Below are 24960 nucleotides of genomic sequence, written 5' to 3'. Positions count from 1 at the left end.
AGCCCTTCTCAACGAAGGGCAATTCTTACGTATTTTACTAATAAAGAACTATTTTTTCAGTAGATCTCTGATTTCTGTCAAAAGCTCCTCTTGAGTAGGTCCTGCTGGAGCCTCTGGGGCTGATTCTTCTTTCTTCTTGAACCTATTAATTCCTTTGACCAACATAAACAATACGAAAGCTACACACAAGAAATTAATCACGGCGGCTAAGAATTTTCCATACGCTACTCCTTTCCAAACAAGTCCTTGCAAGTTTTCAGCACCTGTAGCCTTGAAAGCTGGAGTAAGTAGCAGTGGTGTAATCACATCGGCAACTAAAGAAGAAACAATGGCTCCGAAAGCACCCCCAATGATCACCCCTATTGCCAAATCAATCACATTGCCTTTTACAGCAAATTCTTTGAATTCTTTTAAAAATCCCATAATCAAATTTATTAAATTTATGGCGCAAAAGTAAATGTTTTATTTGGAATAACAAAGAAAAATCACAAAATATAAAAAATAAGTCCAATATTTAGCACACTACTTTGTATATTCTGTCCATTTTGAGTTTTCTCTCCCTTAAATAGAGGACGAAGTGCATACTGAATATATACATTCCATGTATTATGCCCTACTGCTATATATAATTTCCAGTCCATATATCCCTTGAGGTTAGGGTCAGAAAAACTATAAGAATCTGTATCACTTTTTAGCTTATAGCGTGAAGCAAATACATACGAAGGCTTGATTCCTGTATATACCCTCCAGAACTTATGAGAATAAGGAGTAGAAGTACGCCAACGGAATTCTATGGGGAACCCTACTGAATGTTGTTCATAGTAACAATCATCTACTCCCTTATCTTTGATAGATATAATATCATACACTACTTGTTCTCCTATACGTTGTGCTTGCAAATTAATATAAGAAAGACTATAAGTATAGTCTATCCCTGCCGCCAATCCTATGTTCCGAGCCTTATTCAAGGGAATATCTCGCTGATATCCTCCAAAGAGTCCCCGAGAGAAGCTATGTTGTTTCATATCCGAAGGTTTGGAAACAAGCCAATTATAGGTAATCCCCATATTGAACTGATCTTCTAAATATTTTGTATCTACCTCCAAAGAATCCTTTTGTGCATAAGCTATCATATTCAAAAGAAATCCTATACAGAGCATATAAAATCGCATAAACTATTTTTTAAGGGCAAAAGTACAAAATCCAGTAAATATAATTTCATTTTTAACAAAAAAAACGTACCTTTGCACAAGAAAAAAAGAACTGTAAAAACACCATAGTTATTCACTTTTAATTAATAATTAAAGAAGATGAATATATTAAGAAGAAACCGCAGACTCCGTGTTAATGAAACGATTCGCTCCCTTGTAAGGGAAACTACTGTAACCCCTAATGATTTTATCGTTCCCCTCTTTATCGTAGAAGGAAAGGATGTGAAGGAAGAGATTCCCTCCATGCCAGACTATTACCGATATAGTTTGGATATCCTATCCAAAGAAGTAAAAGAACTCTGGAGCTTAGGGATCAAGTCTGTATTACTTTTTGTAAAAGTTCCCGATAACCTTAAGGACAATCAAGGTACTGAAGCTCTGAATCCGGATGGGCTCATGCAACGAGCCATCAAAACCGTTAAGGAAGCTACTCCTGATATGTTGGTAATGACCGATGTAGCCCTTGACCCCTATTCTCAGTATGGGCATGATGGAATCATCAAGAATGGGATTGTAGAGAATGATAGTACAGTAGCTGTACTTGCTCAGATGAGTCTTTCTCATATAAGAGCCGGGGCGGACTGGGTAGCTCCCAGTGATATGATGGATGGGCGCATAGAACAAATTCGCCTCTTCCTTGACAAATATAACTATCAAAATGCAGGAATTATGGCTTATTCTGCTAAATATGCCTCTGCTCTCTATGGTCCCTTCCGTGATGCTTTGGATAGTGCTCCTGTGGATTTGAAAGAGATTCCTAAGGACAAGAAAACATATCAAATGGATTTTGCCAATCGCTTGGAAGCTCTCAAAGAAGTAGCCATGGATGTGGAAGAAGGGGCAGATATGGTCATGGTAAAACCGGGCATTGTATATCTGGATGTAGTGCGTGAGGTAAAGAATGCAGTGAATATCCCTGTAGCCGTATATCAGGTATCTGGAGAATATGCAATGATAAAAGCCGCTGCTCAAAAAGGATGGTTAGACCACGATGCCATCATGCTTGAGCAAATCTACGCTATTAAGCGCGCAGGAGCCGATCTTATTGCCTCCTATTTTGCTAAGGACGTTGTCAAATTGTTATAAATTTCTTTTTCATTCTACTTAATTTTTTCAAAATCCTTCTGTAATTCTACAGGAGGATTTTATTTTTGTTTTTTTAAGTTAATTATTGTAGCTTTGCAGCATAATAGAACGTCATGAATATACGAAAATTTGCAGGTATTGACATTGGTTCCAATGGGGTACGCTTACTTATCGCTAACGTTTTAGAAGAAGAAGGGAAGGTACCTCTCTTCTCCAAGGGGAGCCTTGTGAGGGTGCCTATTCGCTTGGGTGCGGATGTATTTGAACAAGGTAAAATAAGCTCAGAGAATGCTGCCCGCCTAAGTGATACAATAGAAGCCTATCGCCTACTAATGAGGGTACAAGGAGTAGAAAAATACCGTGCTTGTGCCACCTCTGCTATGAGGGAAGCAACCAACGGAAAGGAAATTACTCAGCAAATCGCCCTGAGAACTGGTATCCCTATTGAGATTATTGATGGTGCTGAGGAAGCCGCTATCATTGCTAATACTGACTTACACACCCTTATAGAAGGAGACAAGAATTACTTATATATAGATGTGGGAGGAGGAAGTACGGAATTCACTGTATATACTCAAGGAACTATACGCGCTGCCAAGTCCTTCCCTATTGGAGGAGTACGCTTGCTCAAAGGAAAAGCAGATGATAAGCTATGGGATAAAGTAAAAGAATGGATCCAGACCTATACTAAAGGACTTAAGGAAATAGAGGCTATAGGTTCAGGTGGAAATATTAATAAAATATTTAAAACTTCAGGAAAGAAGAAAGATAGCCCTCTCACCTTACATTTCTTAGAGGAATTTCTCACTCAAGTAAGTTCACTCTCTTATGAGGAACGTATCCGAGACCTGGAAATGAATCCTGACCGTGCCGATGTTATTCCTCTTGCTCTACAAATATATATCAAAGCTATGAAATGGGCAAAGATACATCATATCCTTGTCCCTAAAGTAGGACTCGCTGATGGAATTGTAAGACAACTCTATTTAGTGAATAGTGAACAGTGAATAGTGAAAAATAAACAGTGAGTAATAAGTAATGAGGGATTTTTACTTTGTCCTAAAGGCAGTGCAAAGGTACAACTTTTTTGTAGCTATGTCAAGAAAAAAAGGATTGAGAAGTGTCCACCCCAGAATAAGTGAAAAACGAAAAATGAATAGTGAAAAATATAGCCAAGCGAATGCTTGGAACTTGAAAAGTCGCGTGAGCGAGTATGTGAATGAGTAAAGTCGCGTGAGCGAATCTATAAAGTGAAAAACGAAAAATGAATAATAAGAAATGGTCTCATTTGCCTTTTACTTTTTACCTTTTCTTTTAAGTATTGGGTCAATGATATTGAGGTTTTCAAAGGTAATGGCACCCCTTATCACGCCTGCAATCACATTATAAAGAGCATCTATAATATTTATTTTCAACTCATTCCTATGATAAAGGAGGCTTATTTCTCGGGCTGGGGAAGGTTCTTTGAAGTAATGTAAGTTTTTCTTTTCTCCCTCATTAAGGTCTAAAGTATGCAGATAGGGAAGTAAGGTCATTCCCATTCCTTCATTGGCTAACCTTATAAGCGTCTCAAAACTACCACTTTTTATCTCAATCATATTATTCCTAAACCTATTCAAAGAGCCGTTCTCCTGACAAATATTTAAAACACTTTCCCTAAAACAGTGTCCATCCTGAAGCATAAGCATTTCTTTTATATTAAGGTCAGAAACTTCAATTTTCTGATTTTCCTGTAAATGATACTTTTCATTAGGGATATAGGCTACAAAAGGTTCATCATACAGGAAGCGTTCTATAAGGTTCTTCTCTCCTAAAGGAGTCGCTACAATAGCCACGTCCAAACTTCCTTCATTAAGTTCACGGATACACTCTCGCGTGGTCATTTCCTCCACCTTGAGTTCCACCTTGGGATATTTTTTAATAAAGTTATTAAGAAACATAGGTAGCAGGGTTGGTGCTATTGTAGGGATAATCCCCAAGTGGAATTTTCCTCCGATAAATCCCTTATGCTGAGCGATAATGCTCTTAATTCGTTCGGATTCATTCACAATACTCTCGGCTTGTCTTAGTATCTTCTCTCCTACTTCGGTTATTCGGATAGGCTTTTTGGCACGATCAAAGATAAGTACATCTAATTCTTCCTCTAAGCGTTGCACCTGCATACTCAGCGTAGGCTGAGTTACAAAACATTTCTCGGCTGCTATACTAAAATTTTTATATTGAGCTACCGCCAAAATATATTGAAATTGTATGATTGTCATAAGACAAGTAATTTGGGATTCTGGGCAAAAGTAGTAAAAAAAGAGGAAAGATAAAAGAAAAAGGTAAAAAGTTTTGCAGAAATACCTTCTATTTTTCTATCCTTACTCCTTCCATACTTTTTCTCTTTCAGTAGGGTTATAGCCCCAAGGAGAGGAGGTATTTTCCATCTGGGTCATCATCTTATTGAGGGAGGCAGGAGCAGCCGATTGTTCCATGACTATATATCGGCGCAAATCCACAAGGATAGAAAGGGGGCTTATCTCCATAGGGCAAGCCTCCACACAAGCGGCACAGGTAGTACATGCCCAGAGTTCCTCTGGAGTAATATAATCTCCTAAGAGTTGCTTTCCGTCAGGGACAAAGGTACCCTTATTAGTTTCTATATTCTCACCCACCTGTTGCACTCTACGCCGAGTATCCATAACAATTTTTCGGGGAGAGAGAAGCTTGCCTGTTTGGTTAGCAGGGCATTCATCCGTACAACGTCCGCATTCGGTACAGGCATACGCACTAAGAAGCTGCACACGACTTAGGTGGAAAACATCCGAAGCGCCAAAAGTAGGTGTAGCTTCCTCCTCCTGTGAGGTCTCTTCTATAGTACCCAGCATCAGCTGGACTTCCTTAGTTACGGTAGAAAGGTTATCCAAAGCCCCTTTAGGCTTTATAGGGGCATAGTAAGTATAAGGGAATGCTAAAAGAATATGCAAGTGCTTGGAATAGTAAAGGTAGTTAAGAAAGGCAAATACCCCTATAATATGTAACCACCATGCACTACGCTCCATAACTATAAGCGTGGGAGTGGAAAGGGAGGAAAAAAGCATCGCTACCCACTGACTTACAGGAAAAGCGCCTGCCTTAACATAAGGAGTTATCCCTCTGAGTTGCAAAAGTGAATCACAAGCATTCATCCCCAAAAAGAGGAGCATCATTACCATTTCGGCACAGAGGATTCTATTAGCATCTCGGCGAGGTGCTCCTAAAAGTTCCCGCTTATGAAAACGAGAAATAGAAAGGAGATTCCTTCGGATATAGAATACGGTAACCCCTATAATGACCCATAAGGCTAAGATTTCAAAAGTGGCAATTAGTATATTATAGAAGGCACCCAAAAAGCTAAATATACGATGCGTGGAAAAAATACCATCTATTACAATCTCCAACATCTCCAGATTAATTACCACAAAACCTATATATACAAAGAGATGAAGTACTCCCGCTATTGGGCGTGCCCCCATTTTTCCTTGTCCTAAAGCTAAGCGAAGCATACGCATAAGCCGCTCACGCTTATGGTCAGTAGTATCTGTTACTGTTCCTAAGCGAATATTACGGCGAAGCCTACGCATGTTTCTTACAAAGAAACTGATACTTGCCGAAGCTAATAGGATAAATACTATAGAAGCTATCAATGGTTAATAATTATGCCAATTGTGATTCATGGCTCATTTTGAATTTCTCACTTTTGATTCTTCTCAGCACGTTCAGAGATAGAAGGTTCCACTGTTTGAGGGGTTTCATAGGCTTGATTCTTCTTTCCAAAGACAGAAATATGCACATAGCGCTTAGGATTTAGACGAATATCCTCCATAAGCAACCCTAATTCAGAAGTAGCCGTTTGCAAGTTATTATACAATTTAGGGTCATTCAGGAGCTTGCTAATTGTACCATTGCCCTTTTCTATTTGTTGTAACAGACCATTAACCTCAGAGAGTGTTCCTTCCAGATGAGCCACCAGCTTTCCTACCTGTATTTTAGAGAGAGAGTCACTCAGATGGACAAAATTCTCCGAGATGGTATGCACATTGGTTAGTGATTTTTGTAAAGGCACCCCAGAGGAAGCTAGTATATTATTAAGACTTACTGAAGCCTTATTCATATTCTGCAGAGTAACATTCAGGTTAGCAAGGCTTTCCTTAATATCTTTTTGTGCTTTAGCATCCAGAGTATGAGAGAAGGTAATCATGAGAGAATCCACAGAATTAAGCACCTTATTAAGGTTTTTCGCTGTAGGTTCCAGGTTAGCCCCTATAGCATCCATAAGGCTTGCTTGTATACTGGAGGGTATGGTATCTCCAGGCTGAGCTGGGGTTGCACCATCAAGGGCAGGGAGAATTTGTAGTCCTGTATTTCCGAGCAAACTGCTATATATTTCAGCTTTGCTATTTTTGGAGAAAGTAAAATCCTTCTTGCAGGAAAAACTAACAACAATCTTAGCGGTTCGTGGATCTATCTTAATATCCTTAACAGCACCTACTGAGACTCCATTTACCGTTACATTAGTGCCTGTTTGTAAGCCTCCTGAGTGGGTAAATACAGCATGATAATTCCTATCCGTACTAAATAGAGGGGTGGATTTAAGAAAGTTATATCCAAAAATAAAACTCGCCACACCTAAAAGGATGATAATGGCTGTTTTAGCTTCTTTTGATAATTTCACTGTTATATTTATAAATAATTCGGGGGCAAATGTACAAAATAAAATGAAAAGTGAAAAATGAAAAGTGAAAAATGAAAAGTATAGCCAGCGAGTGCCCACAGTTTGGAGAGTCTCATAAGTGAATAGTGAAAAATGAAAAGTGAAAAATGAAAAGTGAAAAATGAATAGTATAGCCAGCGAGTGCACACAGTTTGGAGAGTCTCATAAGTGAAAAGTGAAAAATGAATTTTTTCACCCATCAATCTTCATTTTATACGTTAAAACGGAAGTGCATGATATCACCGTCCTTAACTATATATTCCTTACCTTCTACACGCATTTTTCCGGCTTCCTTAACTTTGCTCTCACTTCCATAAGTAATAAAGTCCTGATAGGCAATTACCTCTGCGCGAATAAAGCCTCTTTCAAAATCAGTATGAATGACCCCAGCCGCCTCGGGTGCAGTAGCTCCTATAGGGATTGTCCAGGCACGTACCTCTTTAACGCCCGCAGTAAAGTAAGTCTGCAGATTTAGGAGCTTATATGCAGCACGGATAAGCACAGAGGCTCCTGGTTCTGAGAGTCCCATATCCTGTAGAAACATTTGACGTTCTTCATAAGTTTCAAGCTCTGCTATATCGGCTTCAGTGGCTACAGCAAGGACAATGACCTCCGCATTTTCTCCTTTAACAACTTGCCTGACCTGTTCTACATATTGATTTCCTTTCACTGCAGAAGCCTCCTCTACATTGCAAACATATAGGACAGGCTTAGCTGTAAGCAACTGGTAACTTCGGCTTAGCTCGGCCTCTTCTTCTGTAAGAGGAAGCGTGCGTACGGAAATACCTTGCAAAAGAGCTTCTCTATAACGAGTAAGTAGGTTAAGTTCCTTCTGAGCCAACTTATCTCCTGCCTTAGCCGCGCGAGTGACTTTTTCCAGACGCTTCTCTACTGTTTCCAAATCCTTGAGTTGGAGTTCCATATCAATGGTTTCCTTATCACGGATAGGATTGACACTCCCCTCCACATGGACAATATTATCATTATCAAAACAACGTAGTACATGAATAATAGCATGACACTCACGGATATTTCCAAGAAATTGATTCCCAAGTCCCTCTCCCTCGCTTGCTCCTTTAACTAAGCCCGCTATATCCACAATCTCCACCGTAGCGGGCTGTACCCGTTCAGGAGAAACTAATTCTTCAAGCTTTTCAAGTCGTGCATCTGGCACATTTACCACCCCTAAGTTAGGTTCTATAGTACAAAAAGGGAAATTAGCACTCTGTGCTTTAGCATTTGATAGACAATTAAATAAGGTTGATTTTCCCACATTGGGAAGCCCTACAATACCTGCTTTCATTCTTTGAAATTTTAAGGAGCAAAGATACAAAATTAATGATTAATGGTTAGGGATTAATGATTAATTATTTGTCAATAAGGCAATTTATAATGATTAATGATTAGTATAGCCTCCTGTAGAGATACAATTTGTTATGTTTTAGAAAGTTAATAAAAAAGAGGGTATAAAAATAAAAAGTAAAAAAAATTAAGTAAAATTATTTGATTTTTTCTTTATAAAAATCGTATCTTTGTAGGGTTATTAATAATTTGTCGTTTCCCAAGCCATTATCCTTGTATAGCACTCCTTGCTGCCGTGCCTTAGTGGCGGACTGCTTCAAAATGGATATACTAAGCACTAAAGGTTGGCAGGTGAAATCATTAATATTATATTTTTTTAGGGTTAAAAATTTTTCTGTTTAGAAAAAAAGTATTACTTTTGCACCCGAAAATAAATGGTGGTTTTAGCTCAGCTGGTTAGAGCGTCGGATTGTGGTTCCGAAGGTCATGGGTTCGAACCCCATATGCCACCCTTACACTCCTAATAAGTTGCCCCTTATTAGGAGTTCTCTTTATCTCCTATTTTTACCTTAGTACCTTCAGAGAATAATCCCTAAGAGCAGTAACCTCCAGTACTACCAATGTAGTGGTAGTTCCCTTTCAAGGGACTCAGTCGTCCTGGATGTCGGCATCTATGATTCTCAAAGATACTGCAACTTTACAAAAAACACTCCTAAATTCTTCTATAAAAAGGGACGTATTTTATTTGGTCTTTTCAAAAAGAATCACTACCTTTGTAGCTTAATGAGTGCTTACTAACTATCCGTAACTTAGCTAGGCTCTCTTACTTACTGTAGAACAAATATTTTAAAATTACAATAATGAAGAATTACGATGTGATTGTTATAGGAGCAGGTCCTGGCGGTTATGTAGCAGCTATCCGCTGTGCACAACTTGGGAAGAAAACAGCCATTGTGGAGAAGTATAATACTCTGGGAGGTACTTGCCTCAATGTAGGGTGCATCCCCTCCAAAGCCTTATTGGACTCCACTCATTTGCTTGAAGATGCCCATAAGCATGCTTCCTCTCATGGTATAGAAATTAATGGAAACATCATGGTGGATTTTGCCAAAATGGTAGAACGGAAGCAAGCCGTAGTGGATCAGAATACTCAAGGGATTAACTTTCTCATGAAGAAAAACAATATAGAGGTATTCCACGGAAAAGCTTCCTTTACCTCTCCTTGTGAGATTCAGGTACAAGCAGCAGAGAATGAAACACTTTCAGCTACTCACTTTATCATTGCCACTGGTTCCAAGCCCTCTACCTTACCCTTTATTACCCTTGACAAAAAGCGAATTATCACCTCCACAGAAGCCTTAAGCCTTCATGAGGTGCCTAAACATCTGATAGTTATTGGAGGGGGAGTCATTGGACTGGAACTTGGACAAGTATACTTACGCTTAGGAGCTCAGGTTTCTGTAGTGGAATATGCTCCCAGCATCCTTCCTACTATGGATATCTCTATAGGAAAAGAATTAAGTAAAGTACTTAAAAAACAAGGTTTTGAATTCTATACAGATAGTAAAGTAAAAGAGGTAAGCCGAAAGGGAGATACAGTCATGGTGAAAGCCGACAGTCCTAAAGGGGAGATTGTCCTTGAAGGGGACTACTGCTTAGTGGCTACCGGTCGCCGTCCTTATACAGAAGGTTTGGGCTTGGAGAAGGCTGGAGTACAACTTAATGAGCGTGGACAAATAGCCGTTAATGAACATCTGCAAACGAATGTCTCTCACATCTATGCCATAGGAGATGTCGTACGTGGGGCTATGCTTGCCCACAAAGCAGAAGAAGAGGGGGTATATGTAGCTGAGCTCTTGGCAGGAGAGAAGCCTCATATAGACTATAACCTTATTCCTGGAGCTGTTTATACGACTCCTGAAGTGGCTGCTGTAGGAAAAACAGAACAACAGCTACAAGCGGAAGGGCGCCCTTATAAAGTAGGTCAGTTTCCTATGCGCGCTTTGGGTCGTGCCCGTGCCAGTCAAGAGACGGATGGCTTTGTAAAAGTATTAGCCGACGCTACTACGGATGAAATCCTTGGGGTACACATTCTTGGAGCACGAGCTTCCGACCTTATTGCACAATCGGTAGTGGCAATGGAATACCGTGCGAGTGCTGAGGATATTGCCCGTATCTGCCACGCACACCCCACTTATAGTGAAGCGGTGAAAGAGGCTTGCTTGGACGCTACTGCAAAAAGAGCCATACACATGTAAGTAAATCTTAAAAAGAGGCTACCCTTTTCGGTCAGCCTCTTTTTATTTCTAAAGGGTCTTAAGGGTATGTTTTTTTACCCATCCGGTACGTCCATCGGCAATCTTAAGTTTGTACCAATCCCCTACTTCATCCAATATTTCTACCTTTGCTCCTTCATGAAGCAGAAAAGCCTCCTTGCTATAGGTATTAGGTTCTTCAAAGAAACGCACTTCTTTATCAAAAAGGACTCCATAGAGGTTCCTATGCACATAGCGATTGACCGTATTTCCCAGAAAATAACTTCCTACAGAAAGGAATAGGAAGCCCAGCATTAGGGTAAAGAAGATACGCTTAAGCAATACTTTTTGAGAGAAGTAATACCAAAGGAAAAAAATCACAAATAAGCACATACTCACCACTGCCCACACGCCCCATCCATTAGGGGAATTCCATTGGCTTAGGGTCTCCACAAGGCGCTGTGACCACATTTTAGGTAAGGGCGCTATTTTGTCCAAAGCCATTTGCTGTGCATACTTTAGGTTAGCTTGTACTTGTGGGTTATCAGGGGCTAACTGCAAAGCCTTCTCATAATAGTAGATACTAGGGGCTATATCTCCCTTTTTGTAATGTGCATTAGCCAGATTATAATACAATGCCTCAGAAGCTTGTCCTTGGGAGAGTATTTTTTGATAATTATCTATTGCTGTTTGCCAATCTTCCCTATTATAAGCACTTCCTGCTTGTGCAAAAAGCTCTTCCAATGTTTGAGCCTTTAAGGAGAAAAAGGTAAAAAGTAAAAGGCAAATGAGACCATTTTTCATTTTTCGTTCTATAAAGAGATTATTCCTTCTATCTTTCCTGCTTCCTTATAATAATGGATTACCTGGTCGGGACTCTCCACCATAAGACGTATAGAATAACTGATATACTTACCATTTGAAGAGGGTTTTTCCTCAGTAATGGCTGCTGTATTCTTGAATACGGCTTGTATTTGTTCCCGTTTGTCTTGGGTGGCAGGGAGGATAAACTTATATAAGTATTCACTTGGGAATACGGTAGTTTGTTCCAATTCTGACTTTAGCTTTGCATAGAAGGCATCCACCTCTTGAATATTTCTTTCTTCCATATTATTTTATTTCATTTTTTTACAAAGTTACTTAGAGTTTTGCTTCTCTCCTATTATCTTGCAAAGATACAACATAAAAAATAAAAAATAAGCAAGAAAATGTGAAATAAGAATATTTAACTCTTCCAAAGTTGTATTCAAAAGAAAAGCCCTCCCTTTAGGGGAGAGCCTTTCAGAAATATGTAATGTCAAAAACCTAATTACAAGCCGTTGTTTGTACTTTACTTTGATGATGAGGATGCCTTGCAAGACTTGTTTTTACAGCAGCCTCTTGGGAAGGCGGTACCGCTATACACTCTATAGGAAGTTTATCATTACTATCCTCTGTAATCAATATTTGCTCTATATAAGGGAAGCCAAGTAAGTTCAGCTTTCTTACATTATGGTTGTTAGGGAGTTCAATTTTCTTAAGGTTAACTGCGTTTCCTGAAACAGTAGCTAAGGAGCCTCCAAGATTGATTTCCTCCAAATGTAACATCCCTGTTATATTAATATCTGTAACTCCAGTTGGATTAAGAATTAACTTTTTCAATTGGGTAAACCGTTGTAATCCTGCAAGGTTTGTTACCAAATTATCTACCGTTAATAAGTCCACTATTTTATCTACATCTGTTTGATATAACTTGCTCGCTGGAGTATAGCTGAAATATGTTCCTCTATCTATTCTCTTGAGTTTTTCTATTACAATACTCTTGAGTCTTTGGTCAGGGATGACTACTTCCGAGTTATTTCCTCCTCCGCCTCCTGCTTCATAAACCCCTGTACCTTCAGCAGCATTTAAAGCATTTGCTTCCGCAGCAGATTTTACTCTAATAGAAGTTATATTATTCTGTTGTGCACAAGCGGGACAGTTTCTTACAATTTGGAATCGCCCGGCGATTTCTGAACGAGAGAGGTCAGCGACTAAGGAGGTAAGGTCTAAATTTCCTGTAAGGCGGTTCCCCATAAGATTTACACTGGTAAGCTTTGTCATTTGGGTAAAGAGTGTACCTACCTCAGAGAGGTTATTCCTGTCCAAAGCGAGTTCGGTTACCTTAGGTGTTCCTACCACAGAGATACTCCTGAGGTTGTTATTGATAATGCTCAATTTTTCCAATTGGGGAAGGTCTTTAAGTTCTATTTCCTTCAAGGTTGCATTGGCAATTACCAAATTCTTAAGTCCACTGAGTCCTCTTAGGGAAAGTTTTTCATTCCCTGTGCTAAGGGTATTTTGTCCAGAAGAAGGTTCTATCTGTACCGTGGTTACTTTTTCAAAATATTCCAAACCTTTGAAGGATTGTATCCCTGATTCTTCCGCTTTGATAACTCCTTGATACATTTTTGCTTCAAGGACAGAGATTTCCCCATCTCCATTAAGGTCAATAGAACCATTGGCACTACGCAAGATAGCGGCTTTTAGGATAGGATCAAGGTCAAGATTTCTATCTGTCTCATTGGTAGCACTATACTTTTGGGTATGTTCAGCTAAGTTAAGGCTTACTGCCTTTGCAGGCGTAGAGACACGAATCAGTTTTATATTAGGATTATTCCCATCACGTACTATCTGCACTTCTGTCCCTGCTTTAAGAGCGGAAAGAGCGGAGAGATTCAAGGTATCCCTCAGTTGGTTTCCTATAAGGACAATATTGGTAAGGGAAGTAAGGCTATTGAGACTCACATGGGTAAGGTTATTGTTACTTGCTTCCAATACTTTAAGGTTGGTAAAGTTCTCAATCCCATCTAGTGAGCTAATATTCTTCCCTGGTACCCGGATTACCTCTACGGATTGGGCTTCTACACGGCTAATTTTTCCATTGCCATTGGTATCTGCCTTAGGCATACCACTCGTTCCGTTAAGCAGTGCATTTTTGAAGTTTTGGTCAGGGATGTATATTTCATCTCCTTCATCCTCCACCCATGCTCCATTTTTCTTTTTATAAACAATGTTTTTGGTGAGGGATAACCTACGAACGAAATAGTCTCCGTCCTTACCGGTAGCGTTATTCGCCATTTTATTATCTGTGTATACTTTTGCTCCTTCCTTATAGTTAGGTAAGGAAGCCAAAGGTGCCCACTGATTTCCCGATACTCGTCTGTAGAGTGTACGAGAGATTTTGTTAAAATAATAATTTCCTGCATTGGGTCCTGGTGCCTCAGTTCCTTCCGATACGGTGGAGAGCTGTTGAGGATCTCTTCTCTCAGGGTCTTTATTGTCCTTATTACAGCTAATGGCGACAAAGACAAATGAGAGGCAGAACATGGTTACAAAAGTGTGTAAAAATCGTCTCATAATTTGCTTAGTTTTGGTTTAACATTACAATATTCATTTTTTAGTTTTAATTAGGTTTTAACTGAGCACAAAGGTAATGAATTCTGTATGAATAGCAAACTTTTTTATATTCTTACCCTTAAAAAAGCAATTATGAACTGACTTATCAACAACGGAGAAAATAGAAATTAATATTTAATTAACATAAGTAATTTATTATGTATTACATAACAAGCTTTTTATTAACAAAAAAGGGGAGATTTTCCCTTCCAAAAATAATTATACACATTTCGTGATTCTTTGTTAATAAGCTAAAATTTTTGCCATTTTTCTATCCATTGTGCAATTACATGTACCCAATCTTGGCGGTCATTTAGGCAAGGAATGTAGTTATAAGTATTTCCACCATGAGAGAGGAATTGTTCTTTGCCTTCGATGGCGATTTCTTCCAAGGTCTCCAGACAGTCCGCTACGAAGGCAGGGGTAACGATCGCCAGGTGCTTGATTCCTTGTTCTGCCAATTTCCCTAAGGTAGCATCGGTATAGGGAGTAAGCCAAGGGTCTCGTCCCAAGCGCGATTGGAAAGAGGTGCTATAGTGATCGGAGGTAAGGTTCAGTTCTTGGGCAACCGCTTTGGAAAGGGCATGACATTGGTGGCGGTAACAGTACTGATGGGCAGGAGAAAGGGTATTACAGCAAATGTCATTCAACTGACAATGTTCCTTAGTTACATCGGACTTATAGATATGCCTCTGAGGTACTCCATGATAAGAGAAAAGCAAGTATTCTCCTTCCTTATAGTACTCCTTGATGGAGGTCGCCAATACCTTAACATATTCAGGACGGTGATAAAAAGCAGGTACTTCCGTGAGGGAAATATGCGGGTATTTCCTACGCAAAATCCTATGAACCAGTACCGAAATAGTCTCAATGGTGGACATGGCATACTGCGGGTATAGGGGAATCAGCAATAATTCTGTTACTCCTTGCCTATCAAGGGCTTCTATGGCTGAGGCAATGGAAGGCTTTCCATAACGCATCGCCATAAGCACGGGAATATCCACCTGTGCCTGTACCTTATCGGTAAGGTTACGGGTGTGAACAATCAAGGGAGAACCCTCCTTCGTCCATATTTTCCGATAAGCCTGTGCAGAACGCTTGGGACGGGTACGCAAAATAATTCCTTTGACCAGAAACGCACGGCTCAGGTAAGGCAAATCAATCACACGTGGATCCATAAGAAACTCCCCCAAATACTTCCGCACATCACCTTCTGAAGTAGAATCAGGAGAACCCAGATTGACGAGTAAAACACCCTTTGACATTTTAAAAAATTTTGCTACAAAAGTACGTACTTTTTTGTAGATATCCATAAACTATTATTGTTTTTTTCTATAGTTTAATTATTTGTCCTTGATTTTTTATTAATTAGAAAGATTATAAATTATTTATTTAAGATATATTTTCAGTTAAAAAACAAGTATTTCAAAAAAAGATTGTATCTTTGCCACAGCAAAAGATAATAACATGCAAGTAGATTTTTCATTTCAAGAATATTTAGGATTTTTAGCCTTCTTAGGGATTGCCACTATGGGTTTTTGGCTTATGATATTCTTACTTACTTACGTAGTTCCATACTGGGTATTTGGGGCTGCTATAGAGCGCTTTAAGGAAAGGCGAGCTGCCAGAAAGCTACGCAAACAAGAGCAAGCAGGTTAAATATGCATAAAGACATAGAAGAGAAGGAGGTAGATAAACTCCCTATTGTGAACAAGTTGGTTTATTTTCTTAAGCGAGTTCCTCTGGGGAAGGGGCGGGCATTTTCTCTTTATGATCTTCTACAGCTCTACACCATTGGGATTATTCGTGGCGCCCTCACCTATCGTGCCAGTGCTATTTCCTATAGCTTTTTTGTGGCTATTTTCCCTTTTCTGCTGGTGGTACTGAACCTTATTCCTTATATTCCCATTGCGGATTTCCAAGATGATTTTTGGGTTTTTATAGATAACCTACTTCCTCCAGGGACGCATGACTTCTTCAAAGATATTTTCTTAGATATTGCTAGTAAGAAGCGAGCAGGGCTTCTCTCCACTGTATTTGTCCTTTCCATATTCCTTACGACCAATGGGATTAATGCTGTATTTGGAGGTTTTGACACCTCGTATCATGTACATAATACGCGAGGAGTGGTCAAGCAGTATTTCATTTCCATGGGGGTGGCGATGCTGCTGGTTTTTTTGATTCTCTTCTCGGTCATTCTATGGCTATCCTTTGAGTACATCAGCCGCATGGGGTTCTTTGAGACTTTAGAAGCCAACAGATATCTCTTCCTTTTGGCGAAGAAGATTTTCTTTATTTTCGTTACTTATCTTTCTATCTCCATTCTGTTCCATTTTGGTTCTGCTGAGAGAGGTATTCGTTTCTTCTCGGCAGGTTCCCTTCTTACCTTAGTGCTCTTTATTCTGACCACTTATGGTTTTGGTATTTATATAGAAAATTTTGCTCAATATAACCAGCTTTATGGTTCTATTGGGGCATTACTCATCTTCTTACTATACATTTGGCTAAACTCCACCATTCTGCTTTTAGGCTTTGAGCTGAATGCCTCCTTGCTAAAGCTCAAGAAGGCAGATTAGCGGATACTTTTCTCCTTTGCTTCTAGGCATAAAAAAACAAATTCCAAACTGAAGTGTCTGGAATTTGCTATTTATAACTATCTACTTATTTCTATTCCTCAAGGCGAATATCCAATCCGAGTCCTTTGAGTTCGTGCATGAGTACATTAAAGGACTCAGGTAATCCTGGTTCAGGCATGGTATCCCCATGTACGATTGCCTCATAAGTACGAGCTCTTCCGATGACATCGTCGGACTTCACAGTTAAGATTTCACGCAAGGTACTGGATGCTCCATAAGCTTCCAATGCCCATACCTCCATTTCACCGAAACGTTGTCCTCCGAACTGAGCCTTACCTCCGAGAGGTTGTTGGGTAATAAGAGAGTAAGGACCGATGGAACGTGCATGCATTTTATCATCAATCATGTGACCGAGCTTAATCATATAAATGACTCCAACAGTTGCCTTTTGGTCAAAACGTTCTCCGGTACCTCCATCATAGAGGTAGGTATGTCCGAAAGCAGGTACCCCAGCCTTTTCTGTATATTCGGTGATTTGCTCCAGGGAAGCCCCATCGAAGATAGGGGTAGCGAACTTTAAGCCAAGCTTTTGTCCTGCCCATCCAAGTACTGTTTCATATATCTGACCGATATTCATACGCGAAGGCACCCCAAGAGGGTTAAGTACTATATCCACGGGGGTACCATCGGCAAGGAAAGGCATATCCTCATCACGGACAATCCGTGCTACAATCCCTTTGTTTCCGTGGCGACCTGCCATTTTATCCCCCACCTTAAGCTTACGCTTCTTGGCGATATATATCTTAGCCAATTTCATGATTCCTGCAGGGAGCTCATCCCCTACAGAAAGGGTAAACTTATCACGGCGGAGCATTCCTTGTAGGTCATTGAGCTTAATCTTATAATTGTGGATAAGGTCATTGATGAGTTGGTTTGTATGGTCATCGGTTGTCCATCCACCAGAGAGGAGATGGGTATAATCCTCAATTTCGCGCAATCCTTTTTGTGTATGTTTTCTTCCTTTAGGGATAATTTCTTCTCCTAGGTCATTGAAGACTCCTTGGGAGGTTTTTCCATTCACTAAGGAGAATAGTTTTTCTAAGAGTCGGTCTCTGAGCTCTCCTGCTTTGGCATTGAAGGCAGCATCCAAGGCAGCGATTTCATCTTTTTCTTTGCTGCGTTTTTGTTTTGTTTTCACTGCACGGGAGAAGAGTTTTTTACCGATAACGACTCCTTCCAAAGAAGGGGAAGCCTTCAAGGAGGCATCCTTAACATCCCCTGCTTTGTCCCCAAAGATAGCCCGAAGGAGTTTTTCCTCTGGAGTAGGATCACTTTCTCCCTTAGGGGTTACCTTTCCTATTAAGATATCGCCGGGCTTGATATTGGCACCGATACGTACAATACCGTTTTCGTCCAAGTCCTTAGTAGCGTCCTCAGAGACGTTAGGGATATCATTGGTAAGTTCCTCCACACCGAGCTTGGTATCGCGAACATCCAAAGTATATTCATCAATATGAATAGAGGTAAAGATATCCTCACGGATTACGCGTTCGGAAATCACAATTGCATCCTCAAAGTTATATCCTTTCCAAGGCATAAAAGCCACTTTCATGTTGCGTCCTAAGGCTAATTCACCGTTTTGGGTAGCATATCCTTCGCAGAGTACTTGACCTTTTTTCACTCTATCGCCCTTGCGAACAATAGGTTTTAAGTTAATACAAGTACCTTGGTTGGTACGGCGGAATTTGATAAGGTCATAAGTGGTTAGTTCACTATCAAAGGAGACTAAGATTTCGTCCTCTGTTCTGTCGTACTTGATAACAATCTTTTTAGCATCCACATATTCGACAGTTCCTTCTCTTTCGGCATTCATCAGTACACGGGAGTCTGTAGCTACTCGTTGTTCGAGTCCTGTTCCCACGATAGGTGCTTCGGGGCGCAAAAGGGGCACCGCTTGTCGCATCATGTTGGATCCCATCAGTGCACGGTTTGCATCATCATGTTCCAAGAAAGGGATTAGAGAAGCTGAGATAGAGGCGATTTGGTTAGGCGCCACATCTATATAATTCACTTCCTCGCGAGGGACTATAGGGAAGTCCCCGTCTTCCTTCACTACGAGTCGTTCTTCTAAGATATTTCCCTGGTCATCCACCTGAATATTCGCTTGCGGAATCTTAAGACCTTCTTCTTCCTCAGCACTCATGTAGACGAGTTCATCGAGTTTTATTTTTCCATTTTCCACTTTACGATAAGGAGTTTCAATGAATCCCATAGAATTCACCTTAGCATATACCGCCAAAGAGGAAATCAGCCCGATATTAGGACCTTCAGGGGTTTCAATAGGGCAAAGGCGTCCGTAATGTGTATAGTGTACGTCACGCACTTCAAATCCTGCTCGTTCACGAGAGAGCCCACCAGGACCTAGGGCTGAAAGACGTCGCTTGTGTGTGATTTCCGCCAAGGGATTAGTTTGGTCCATGAACTGAGAGAGCTGGCTGGTACCAAAGAAGGAATTAATTACTGAAGAAAGTGTTTTGGCATTAATCAAATCCAAAGGGGTAAATACTTCATTATCACGTACATTCATACGTTCGCGTATGGTGCGTGCCATACGAGAGAGCCCTACTCCGAACTGGGCGGCTAACTGTTCCCCTACGGTACGTACACGTCGGTTAGAAAGGTGGTCAATATCATCCACCTCTGCTTTGGAGTTAATAAGCTCAATCAAGTATTTTACAATAGTAATAATATCTTCCTTGGTAAGGACTTGTTTTTCCATAGGGATATCCAAGCCTAACTTTTTATTCATACGATAGCGCCCTACATCCCCCAAGTTATAACGTTGGTCGGAGAAGAAGAGCTTATCAATGATGTCACGTGCAGTTTCCTCATCGGGTGGTTCAGCATTACGCAACTGGCGATAAATGTGTTCTACCGCTTCTTTTTCGGAGTTGGTAGGATCCTTTTGGAGGGTATTATGAATGATGTTATAATCTATTGCTCGTTCATCTTCCTTATGCAGGAGAATTGTTTTTACATTGGCATTGATAATCTCATCAATATGTTCTTTTTCCAGTACAGTATCACGGTCAAGGATAATCTCATTACGCTCAATAGAGACTACCTCACCGGTATCCTCATCTACGAAATCCTCATGCCAAGTGTTAAGCACTCGGGCAGCCAAACGGCGTCCTAAGTATTTCTTAAGTCCTGTTTTGGAGACTTTCACTTCTTCAGCAAGGTCAAAGATTTCCAGAATATCCTTATCTCGTTCAAAGCCAATGGCGCGGAAGAGGGTTGTTACAGGGAGTTTTTTCTTACGGTCAATGTAGGCGTACATGACGTTATTGATGTCCGTAGTGAACTCAATCCAAGATCCCTTAAAGGGGATAATACGTGCTGAATAGAGCTTCGTTCCATTGGCATGATAGGACTGTCCGAAGAACACTCCAGGAGAGCGGTGGAGCTGAGAGACAATCACTCGTTCTGCTCCATTGATAATAAAGGTACCGCTACCGGTCATATAAGGGATCGTTCCCAAGTACACATCCTGTACAATAGTTTCAAAATCCTCATGCTCTGGATCCGTACAGAATAGCTTCAACCTTGCTTTCAAAGGCACACTATAGGTAAGTCCTCGCTCAATACACTCTTCTACGGAATAACGAGGAGGATCCACAAAATAGTCAAGGAACTCAAGTACGAACTGGTTTCTTGTATCGGTAATTGGGAAATTTTCCTTAAAGGTGCTGTAAAGACCTTCATTACGTCGTTCATCGGACTTGGTTTCCATCTGGAAGAAATCCTGAAACGATTTCACTTGAATATCCAAGAAGTCCGGATAATCAGGCACATGCTTTGTTGAAGCAAAATTGATTCTGGCAGGTTGGTTCGTAAGCATCTATATTTATTAATAAATGGTTAAAGGTAATGACTTATGCTCTAATGACTAAAGCATTTATGACATTACTATAGATTGTTAAGTATGGTGCACAACAAGACCCAGTTTCTACAAAAATCATTTTAGAAACTGGTTATCAAAGGGTTATTTTGTTATGGACAATACACTTCTTTCAAGGGGGCAAATTTACAAAATTTAATTATTATTTGTCAATTATTATTTGTTAATTATTAACCAATAATTGTTAATTACATTTTATTCCCTATCTTATTTAGAAAGCTGGTAGAAGAGCGACTTGTTTTGTCCTGTTTTAAAGGGAGTGTTCGCTATAGGAGAGCTATTCTCGCACATTTTCCTTTAACTATACAGGCGATTATTGTTGTAGATTATCTTTTATTCTTGTTCTTGGGAGAGTTCTTCTTGAGAGGGTTCTCCATCGGGCGATGAATCTTCAATAGTTTGTGCTTGTTCTTTCATTTTTAATTTTTCACTATTTTTATCCTGCTTAGCACTGACCGATAGAATAATGCCTAAGGCAAGGCAAGTCATCCAGATGGAAGTTCCTCCACTGGTGAAGAAAGGGAGGTTTTGTCCTGTTACAGGGAGTAAGCCTACGGAAACCCCCATATTGACAAATCCTTGGAAGACAATAGGGATTCCCACCCCTAAGACTAAGAGCTTTCCAAAGATAGTGGTAGCCTTCAGGGAGATCACCACAAATCTCACTAACATAATGATAAATAGGAATATAAGTCCTGCTCCGCCCCAGAGTCCATATTCCTCCACAACAATGGCAAAAATAAAATCGGAAGAGCCTTGTGGGAGTAAGTTTTTCATTACACTTTTACCTGCCCCTTGTCCCCAGAATCCACCAGAGACAATAGCCATTTTAGCGCGTTGGGACTGATAATTTTCTTCTTTGTCCTTATCCAAGAAAGTTTCTATACGGCTTTTCCAAGTATCGGCACGGTGAGAGAAAGCGTCCGGATACGCCCGTATGAAGAGGAGGAAAACTCCAAAGAGCAGTATACTCATCACCAAGATAGAGAAGATATACTTTAGTGGATATCTGCCAATATAAAGGAGTAAAAGCACCATGAAGAACATAATGGCTCCTGTGGAGAAGTTTGGAACGGTTACCATGGCTACGGTAATCCCTACGGGAATCCATAGGGCGAAAAGGCTTTCGTTAAAGTTAATCTTTTCCCCATAAATATCTGCCAGATAAGAAGCCACGTACATAAGTAAGATAATCATGGCAAGGGCAGAGGGTTGGAAGGAGACTCCAAAGATATATATCCATCGGTTCGCATTGGCACCCTCAATAGTATTGCCCTTAAGCAGTACGAAGAAGAGCAGAATCCAAGAGACCAAGAGTCCCAGCCGCGAGAGCGGGCGAAAGAAGCGATATGGGAAGCGATGTACCAAGAAAATGATAAGGAGTCCTACGGAAATCAGCATAGCATGCCTTGCGAAATATCCATAAGTAGTAATTCCCGTTTTCTCCAGATACACTAAGTTACTGCTGGCACTATAGACAGGGAGAAAAGAGAGTGCGGCAAAGAAGAGCACCACCCCCCAGAGGGCGAGGTCTCCTTTGAGATATCGCGTAAGACGTTCCATAAAGGGTGCTATTAGAGCATATTCACATAATGCTTAAACTGATTGCCACGGTCCTCATAGCTTTGGAAAAGGTCAAAGCTGGCACAAGCCGGAGAAAGTAATACGGTATCTCCTTCTTCAGAGAGTCCACGACTTACCTGCACGGCATCCTCCATAGAGTGTGTTTCAATAATGGTGGGAACAATACTTTGAAAGGTTTGAATAATCTTTTGGTTATCCAATCCTAAGCACACAATTGCCTTCACCTTTTGGCTCACGTAAGGAATTAAAGGGTTATAATCATTTCCCTTATCTTGCCCACCTACAATCCAAATGAGACCGTCAGGCATAGAGTCCAAAGCATAGTACACAGAATTTACATTGGTAGCCTTAGAATCATTGATATAACGTACTTCGCCTACTTCCTTAACAAATTCCAAACGATGTGGTACTCCTTGGAAAGTCATTAGGCTCTTACGGATGTTCTCGTTGCGAATATTCAATAATTTAGCAGCTACAGAAGCACCCATCACATTTTTGAGATTGTGCTTTCCTTTAATTGTCAATTCTCTTATAGACATTTCAAATTTATTTTGGTTAATAGTTATGTGAAACAATTTATCATCCAAGCAATAAGCCCCTTGTTCATTGCTTTTTTCTAAAGAGAAAGGAATACATTGCGCTTTAATATCCTTTCTTTTAGCTAATTCCTCTTGAAGGACAGGATCATCTGCATCATAGATAAGGAAATCCGCCTGTGACTGGAATTCAGTGATGCGGAACTTGGCATCTATATAGTTCTGAAACTGATAGTTATACCTATCTAAGTGATCAGGCGTGATATTGAGCAACAAAGCAATATGCGGGTGGAAAGAGGAGATGTCATCCAACTGGAAGCTACTAATTTCCAACACATAATATTCCTTAGGTTCCTGAGCCACCATACGGGCGAAGCTATTACCTATATTTCCTCCTACCCCTATGGAGAGACCTGCCTGCTCAAGCAAATGATAGAGTAAGCTGGTGGTCGTAGTTTTGCCATTGCTTCCGGTTACAGCGATAATTTTCGCTTGGGTATACCGAGAGGCAAATTCTATTTCCGAGATAATTTCAATTCCTTTTTTTCGTGCTTTTTCAATGATAGGCGCCTTTTGAGGAATTCCTGGACTCTTAATAATGCAATCCGCTGAAAGGATTTCCTGTTCAGAATGTTGTCCTTCCTCCCAGCAAATAGGCAGGGAGGCAAGTTCCTGTTTGTATTTTTCCTTTAAGGGAGCCCTATCCGATAGGAATACTTCCCAACCTTGCTTGAGACCGAGGATAGCAGCTCCTATCCCACTTTCGCCTCCTCCAAGAATAACTAACTTCATAATCTAAGTAAAAAGTAAAATCGCAATAGCGAATATATAACCGAAAATAAAAGGCAAAGATAACAAATATTCTTCACAGCATCCTGCTTTCTTGTCCATTATTTTTATTATCGTATTTTTAAGGTAATGAATGAAATCAAAGCTAAAATGATTCCTACAATAAGGAATCGCATGACTATCTTACTCTCATGGTAGCCCTTCTTTTGATAATGGTGATGCACAGGCGCCATAAGGAAAATCCTATGTCCTTCGCCGTGCTTCTTTTTGGTATATTTGAAATAAGCCACCTGCAAAATTACCGAGAGGTTCTCTATAAGGAAGATCCCACAGAGTACTGGTATGAGCAATTCCTTACGCACCATAATAGCAATCACAGCAATAATTCCTCCTATAGTAAGGCTTCCTGTATCCCCCATGAACACCTGAGCGGGGAAGGTATTATACCACAAAAAACCAATAAGCGCCCCTGTGAAAGCAGCAATGAAAATGGTGGTTTCCCCTATATGAGGGATATACATAATGTTAAGATATTCAGAGAAGATGATATTCCCTGAAATCCAAGTGAATATTCCTAAAGTAAAGACAATAATTGCTGAGGTGCCTGCTGCTAAACCATCAATTCCATCAGTAAGGTTAGCTCCATTGGAGACCGCAGTAATGATAAAGATCACAATAGGAATAAAGATCACCCATACCCATTTCTTATAGTTCTTACCTGTCCACTTAATCAGAGAGGCATAGTCAAATTCATTATTTTTCATAAAAGGGATGGTTGTTTTGGTGGATTTGACCTCCTCCATCTCCTTAATAGAATGGTTGATCTGTGTCATTCGAGAGGCTTGTGCATTCTCATTCTTGACGGTAACACTGGGATGAAAATACAGGGTAGCCCCCACGATGATTCCTAAGGAAATTTGTCCTAATACTTTAAAGCGTCCCTTAAGTCCTTCTTTGTTTTTCCTAAATACTTTAATATAATCATCAATAAAGCCTATAGTACCCATCCACAACGTAGTGACAATGAGCAATATTACATATACATTATCCAATTTCGCCAGGAGCAACGTAGGAATTAGCAAGGAGATGATAATGATAATCCCTCCCATGGTAGGGGTTCCTGTTTTTTCCTTCTGTCCTTCAAGCCCTAAGTCACGTACCGTTTCGCCCACTTGTAAGTTATACAATCGGTTAATGATACGCTTACCGGTGATGGTAGCAATCAGTAAAGAAAGAATGGCTGCCAGCCCAGCCCTGAAAGAGATGTACTGGAACATTCCTGCTCCCGGTAGGTTATAGACCTTATGTAAATAATCAAATAAATAATAAAGCATAATCCAAGTGAAAAATGAAAAGTGAAAAGTTCCTCACACATTCGCTTATGAGGCTTTACCTTTTACTTTGGTTTTACTTGTTTTTATACCAGTAGGTTAGACCTTATGTAAATAATCAAATAAATAATAAAGCATAATCCAAGTGAAAAATGAAAAGTGAAAAGTTCCTCACAC

Annotated in this window: 19 protein-coding genes and 1 tRNA gene; 6 read left to right on the top strand and 14 right to left on the bottom strand. The window is 40.1% G+C overall.

The genetic code is table 11. The annotated features are described in order from the left end of the window. Positions 1–48: 48 nt before the first annotated feature. Positions 49–423: a large conductance mechanosensitive channel protein MscL gene (gene mscL, locus VJJ03_RS06945; protein WP_009745132.1), complete on the bottom strand. Its 375-nt coding sequence runs from the start codon at positions 421–423 to the stop codon at positions 49–51. A gap of 62 nt (positions 424–485) precedes the next feature. Further along, on the bottom strand, positions 486–1172 hold the full coding sequence (locus VJJ03_RS06940; RefSeq protein ID WP_009745131.1) for an outer membrane beta-barrel protein: 687 nt from the start codon (positions 1170–1172) through the stop codon (positions 486–488). Positions 1173–1310: 138 nt separating this feature from the next. Between VJJ03_RS06940 and hemB the strand changes: the two genes are divergently transcribed. Both hemB and VJJ03_RS06930 read left to right on the top strand, forming a co-directional pair. Next, positions 1311–2297: a porphobilinogen synthase gene (hemB, locus tag VJJ03_RS06935; protein WP_323974618.1), complete on the top strand. Its 987-nt coding sequence runs from the start codon at positions 1311–1313 to the stop codon at positions 2295–2297. Positions 2298–2410: 113 nt separating this feature from the next. Continuing rightward, the gene (locus VJJ03_RS06930; RefSeq protein ID WP_323974616.1) at positions 2411–3304 is read left to right on the top strand and encodes an exopolyphosphatase; all 894 of its coding nucleotides are present in this window, start codon (positions 2411–2413) and stop codon (positions 3302–3304) included. 288 nt (positions 3305–3592) lie between these two features. On the opposite strand, the gene VJJ03_RS06925 is transcribed toward VJJ03_RS06930, so the two are convergent. The 4 genes from VJJ03_RS06925 to ychF all read right to left on the bottom strand — a co-directional run bounded on the left by VJJ03_RS06925 (position 3593) and on the right by ychF (position 8335). Continuing rightward, positions 3593–4558, bottom strand: a complete 966-nt coding sequence (locus VJJ03_RS06925) for a hydrogen peroxide-inducible genes activator (RefSeq protein ID WP_009745127.1) — start codon at positions 4556–4558, stop codon at positions 3593–3595. Positions 4559–4660: 102 nt separating this feature from the next. Further along, positions 4661–5902 (bottom strand): (Fe-S)-binding protein, encoded by a 1242-nt coding sequence (locus tag VJJ03_RS06920; protein WP_323974719.1) that lies wholly within the window; start codon positions 5900–5902, stop codon positions 4661–4663. 110 nt (positions 5903–6012) lie between these two features. Next, on the bottom strand, positions 6013–6993 hold the full coding sequence (locus VJJ03_RS06915) for an MlaD family protein (RefSeq protein ID WP_009745125.1): 981 nt from the start codon (positions 6991–6993) through the stop codon (positions 6013–6015). Between the two features lie 250 nt (positions 6994–7243). Then, positions 7244–8335, bottom strand: coding sequence for a redox-regulated ATPase YchF (gene ychF / locus VJJ03_RS06910; protein ID WP_009745123.1), 1092 nt, complete (start codon positions 8333–8335; stop codon positions 7244–7246). 435 nt (positions 8336–8770) lie between these two features. Between ychF and VJJ03_RS06905 the strand changes: the two genes are divergently transcribed. Further along, positions 8771–8846, top strand: a tRNA-His gene (locus tag VJJ03_RS06905). Positions 8847–9194: 348 nt separating this feature from the next. Continuing rightward, positions 9195–10592 carry a dihydrolipoyl dehydrogenase gene (lpdA, locus tag VJJ03_RS06900; protein WP_323974614.1) on the top strand — a complete coding sequence of 466 codons (1398 nt, stop codon included), beginning with the start codon at positions 9195–9197 and terminating at the stop codon, positions 10590–10592. A 48-nt stretch (positions 10593–10640) separates the two neighbouring features. Here the strand turns inward: lpdA and VJJ03_RS06895 are convergent, their stop codons facing one another. The 4 genes from VJJ03_RS06895 to hemH form a co-directional block, all read right to left on the bottom strand. Next, positions 10641–11393: an SH3 domain-containing protein gene (locus tag VJJ03_RS06895; RefSeq protein ID WP_323974612.1), complete on the bottom strand. Its 753-nt coding sequence runs from the start codon at positions 11391–11393 to the stop codon at positions 10641–10643. Between the two features lie 8 nt (positions 11394–11401). Then, a complete protein-coding gene (locus VJJ03_RS06890) occupies positions 11402–11698 on the bottom strand; it encodes a DUF493 domain-containing protein (protein ID WP_323974610.1) in 297 nt (98 codons plus the stop codon). A 196-nt stretch (positions 11699–11894) separates the two neighbouring features. Next, positions 11895–13967, bottom strand: coding sequence for a hypothetical protein (locus tag VJJ03_RS06885; RefSeq protein WP_323974608.1), 2073 nt, complete (start codon positions 13965–13967; stop codon positions 11895–11897). Between the two features lie 290 nt (positions 13968–14257). Continuing rightward, the gene (gene hemH, locus VJJ03_RS06880) at positions 14258–15319 is read right to left on the bottom strand and encodes a ferrochelatase (RefSeq protein ID WP_323974606.1); all 1062 of its coding nucleotides are present in this window, start codon (positions 15317–15319) and stop codon (positions 14258–14260) included. 154 nt (positions 15320–15473) lie between these two features. Between hemH and VJJ03_RS06875 the strand changes: the two genes are divergently transcribed. Further along, complete coding sequence (locus tag VJJ03_RS06875; RefSeq protein ID WP_323974605.1) at positions 15474–15665, top strand: hypothetical protein; 192 nt, start codon at positions 15474–15476, stop codon at positions 15663–15665. Between the two features lie 2 nt (positions 15666–15667). Further along, on the top strand, positions 15668–16582 hold the full coding sequence (locus VJJ03_RS06870; RefSeq protein ID WP_009745111.1) for a YihY/virulence factor BrkB family protein: 915 nt from the start codon (positions 15668–15670) through the stop codon (positions 16580–16582). Positions 16583–16673: 91 nt separating this feature from the next. Here the strand turns inward: VJJ03_RS06870 and rpoB are convergent, their stop codons facing one another. The 4 genes from rpoB to mraY form a co-directional block, all read right to left on the bottom strand. Further along, entirely contained in the window at positions 16674–20483 is a 3810-nt protein-coding gene (gene rpoB / locus VJJ03_RS06865; protein ID WP_009745110.1) for a DNA-directed RNA polymerase subunit beta, read from the bottom strand. 393 nt (positions 20484–20876) lie between these two features. Next, a complete protein-coding gene (locus VJJ03_RS06860) occupies positions 20877–22106 on the bottom strand; it encodes an FtsW/RodA/SpoVE family cell cycle protein (protein WP_323974603.1) in 1230 nt (409 codons plus the stop codon). A gap of 11 nt (positions 22107–22117) precedes the next feature. After that, positions 22118–23455, bottom strand: coding sequence for a UDP-N-acetylmuramoyl-L-alanine--D-glutamate ligase (murD, locus tag VJJ03_RS06855; protein ID WP_323974601.1), 1338 nt, complete (start codon positions 23453–23455; stop codon positions 22118–22120). A gap of 107 nt (positions 23456–23562) precedes the next feature. Beyond that, complete coding sequence (mraY, locus tag VJJ03_RS06850) at positions 23563–24786, bottom strand: phospho-N-acetylmuramoyl-pentapeptide-transferase (protein ID WP_040357964.1); 1224 nt, start codon at positions 24784–24786, stop codon at positions 23563–23565. Between the last annotated feature and the right edge of the window lie 174 nt (positions 24787–24960).

The organism is Capnocytophaga sp. G2 (assembly GCF_035282625.1).
In the GTDB taxonomy this organism is placed as follows: domain Bacteria; phylum Bacteroidota; class Bacteroidia; order Flavobacteriales; family Flavobacteriaceae; genus Capnocytophaga.
The sequence above is the reverse complement of the archived record's forward strand: the minus strand, read 5'-3'. Positions and strand labels throughout refer to the sequence as shown.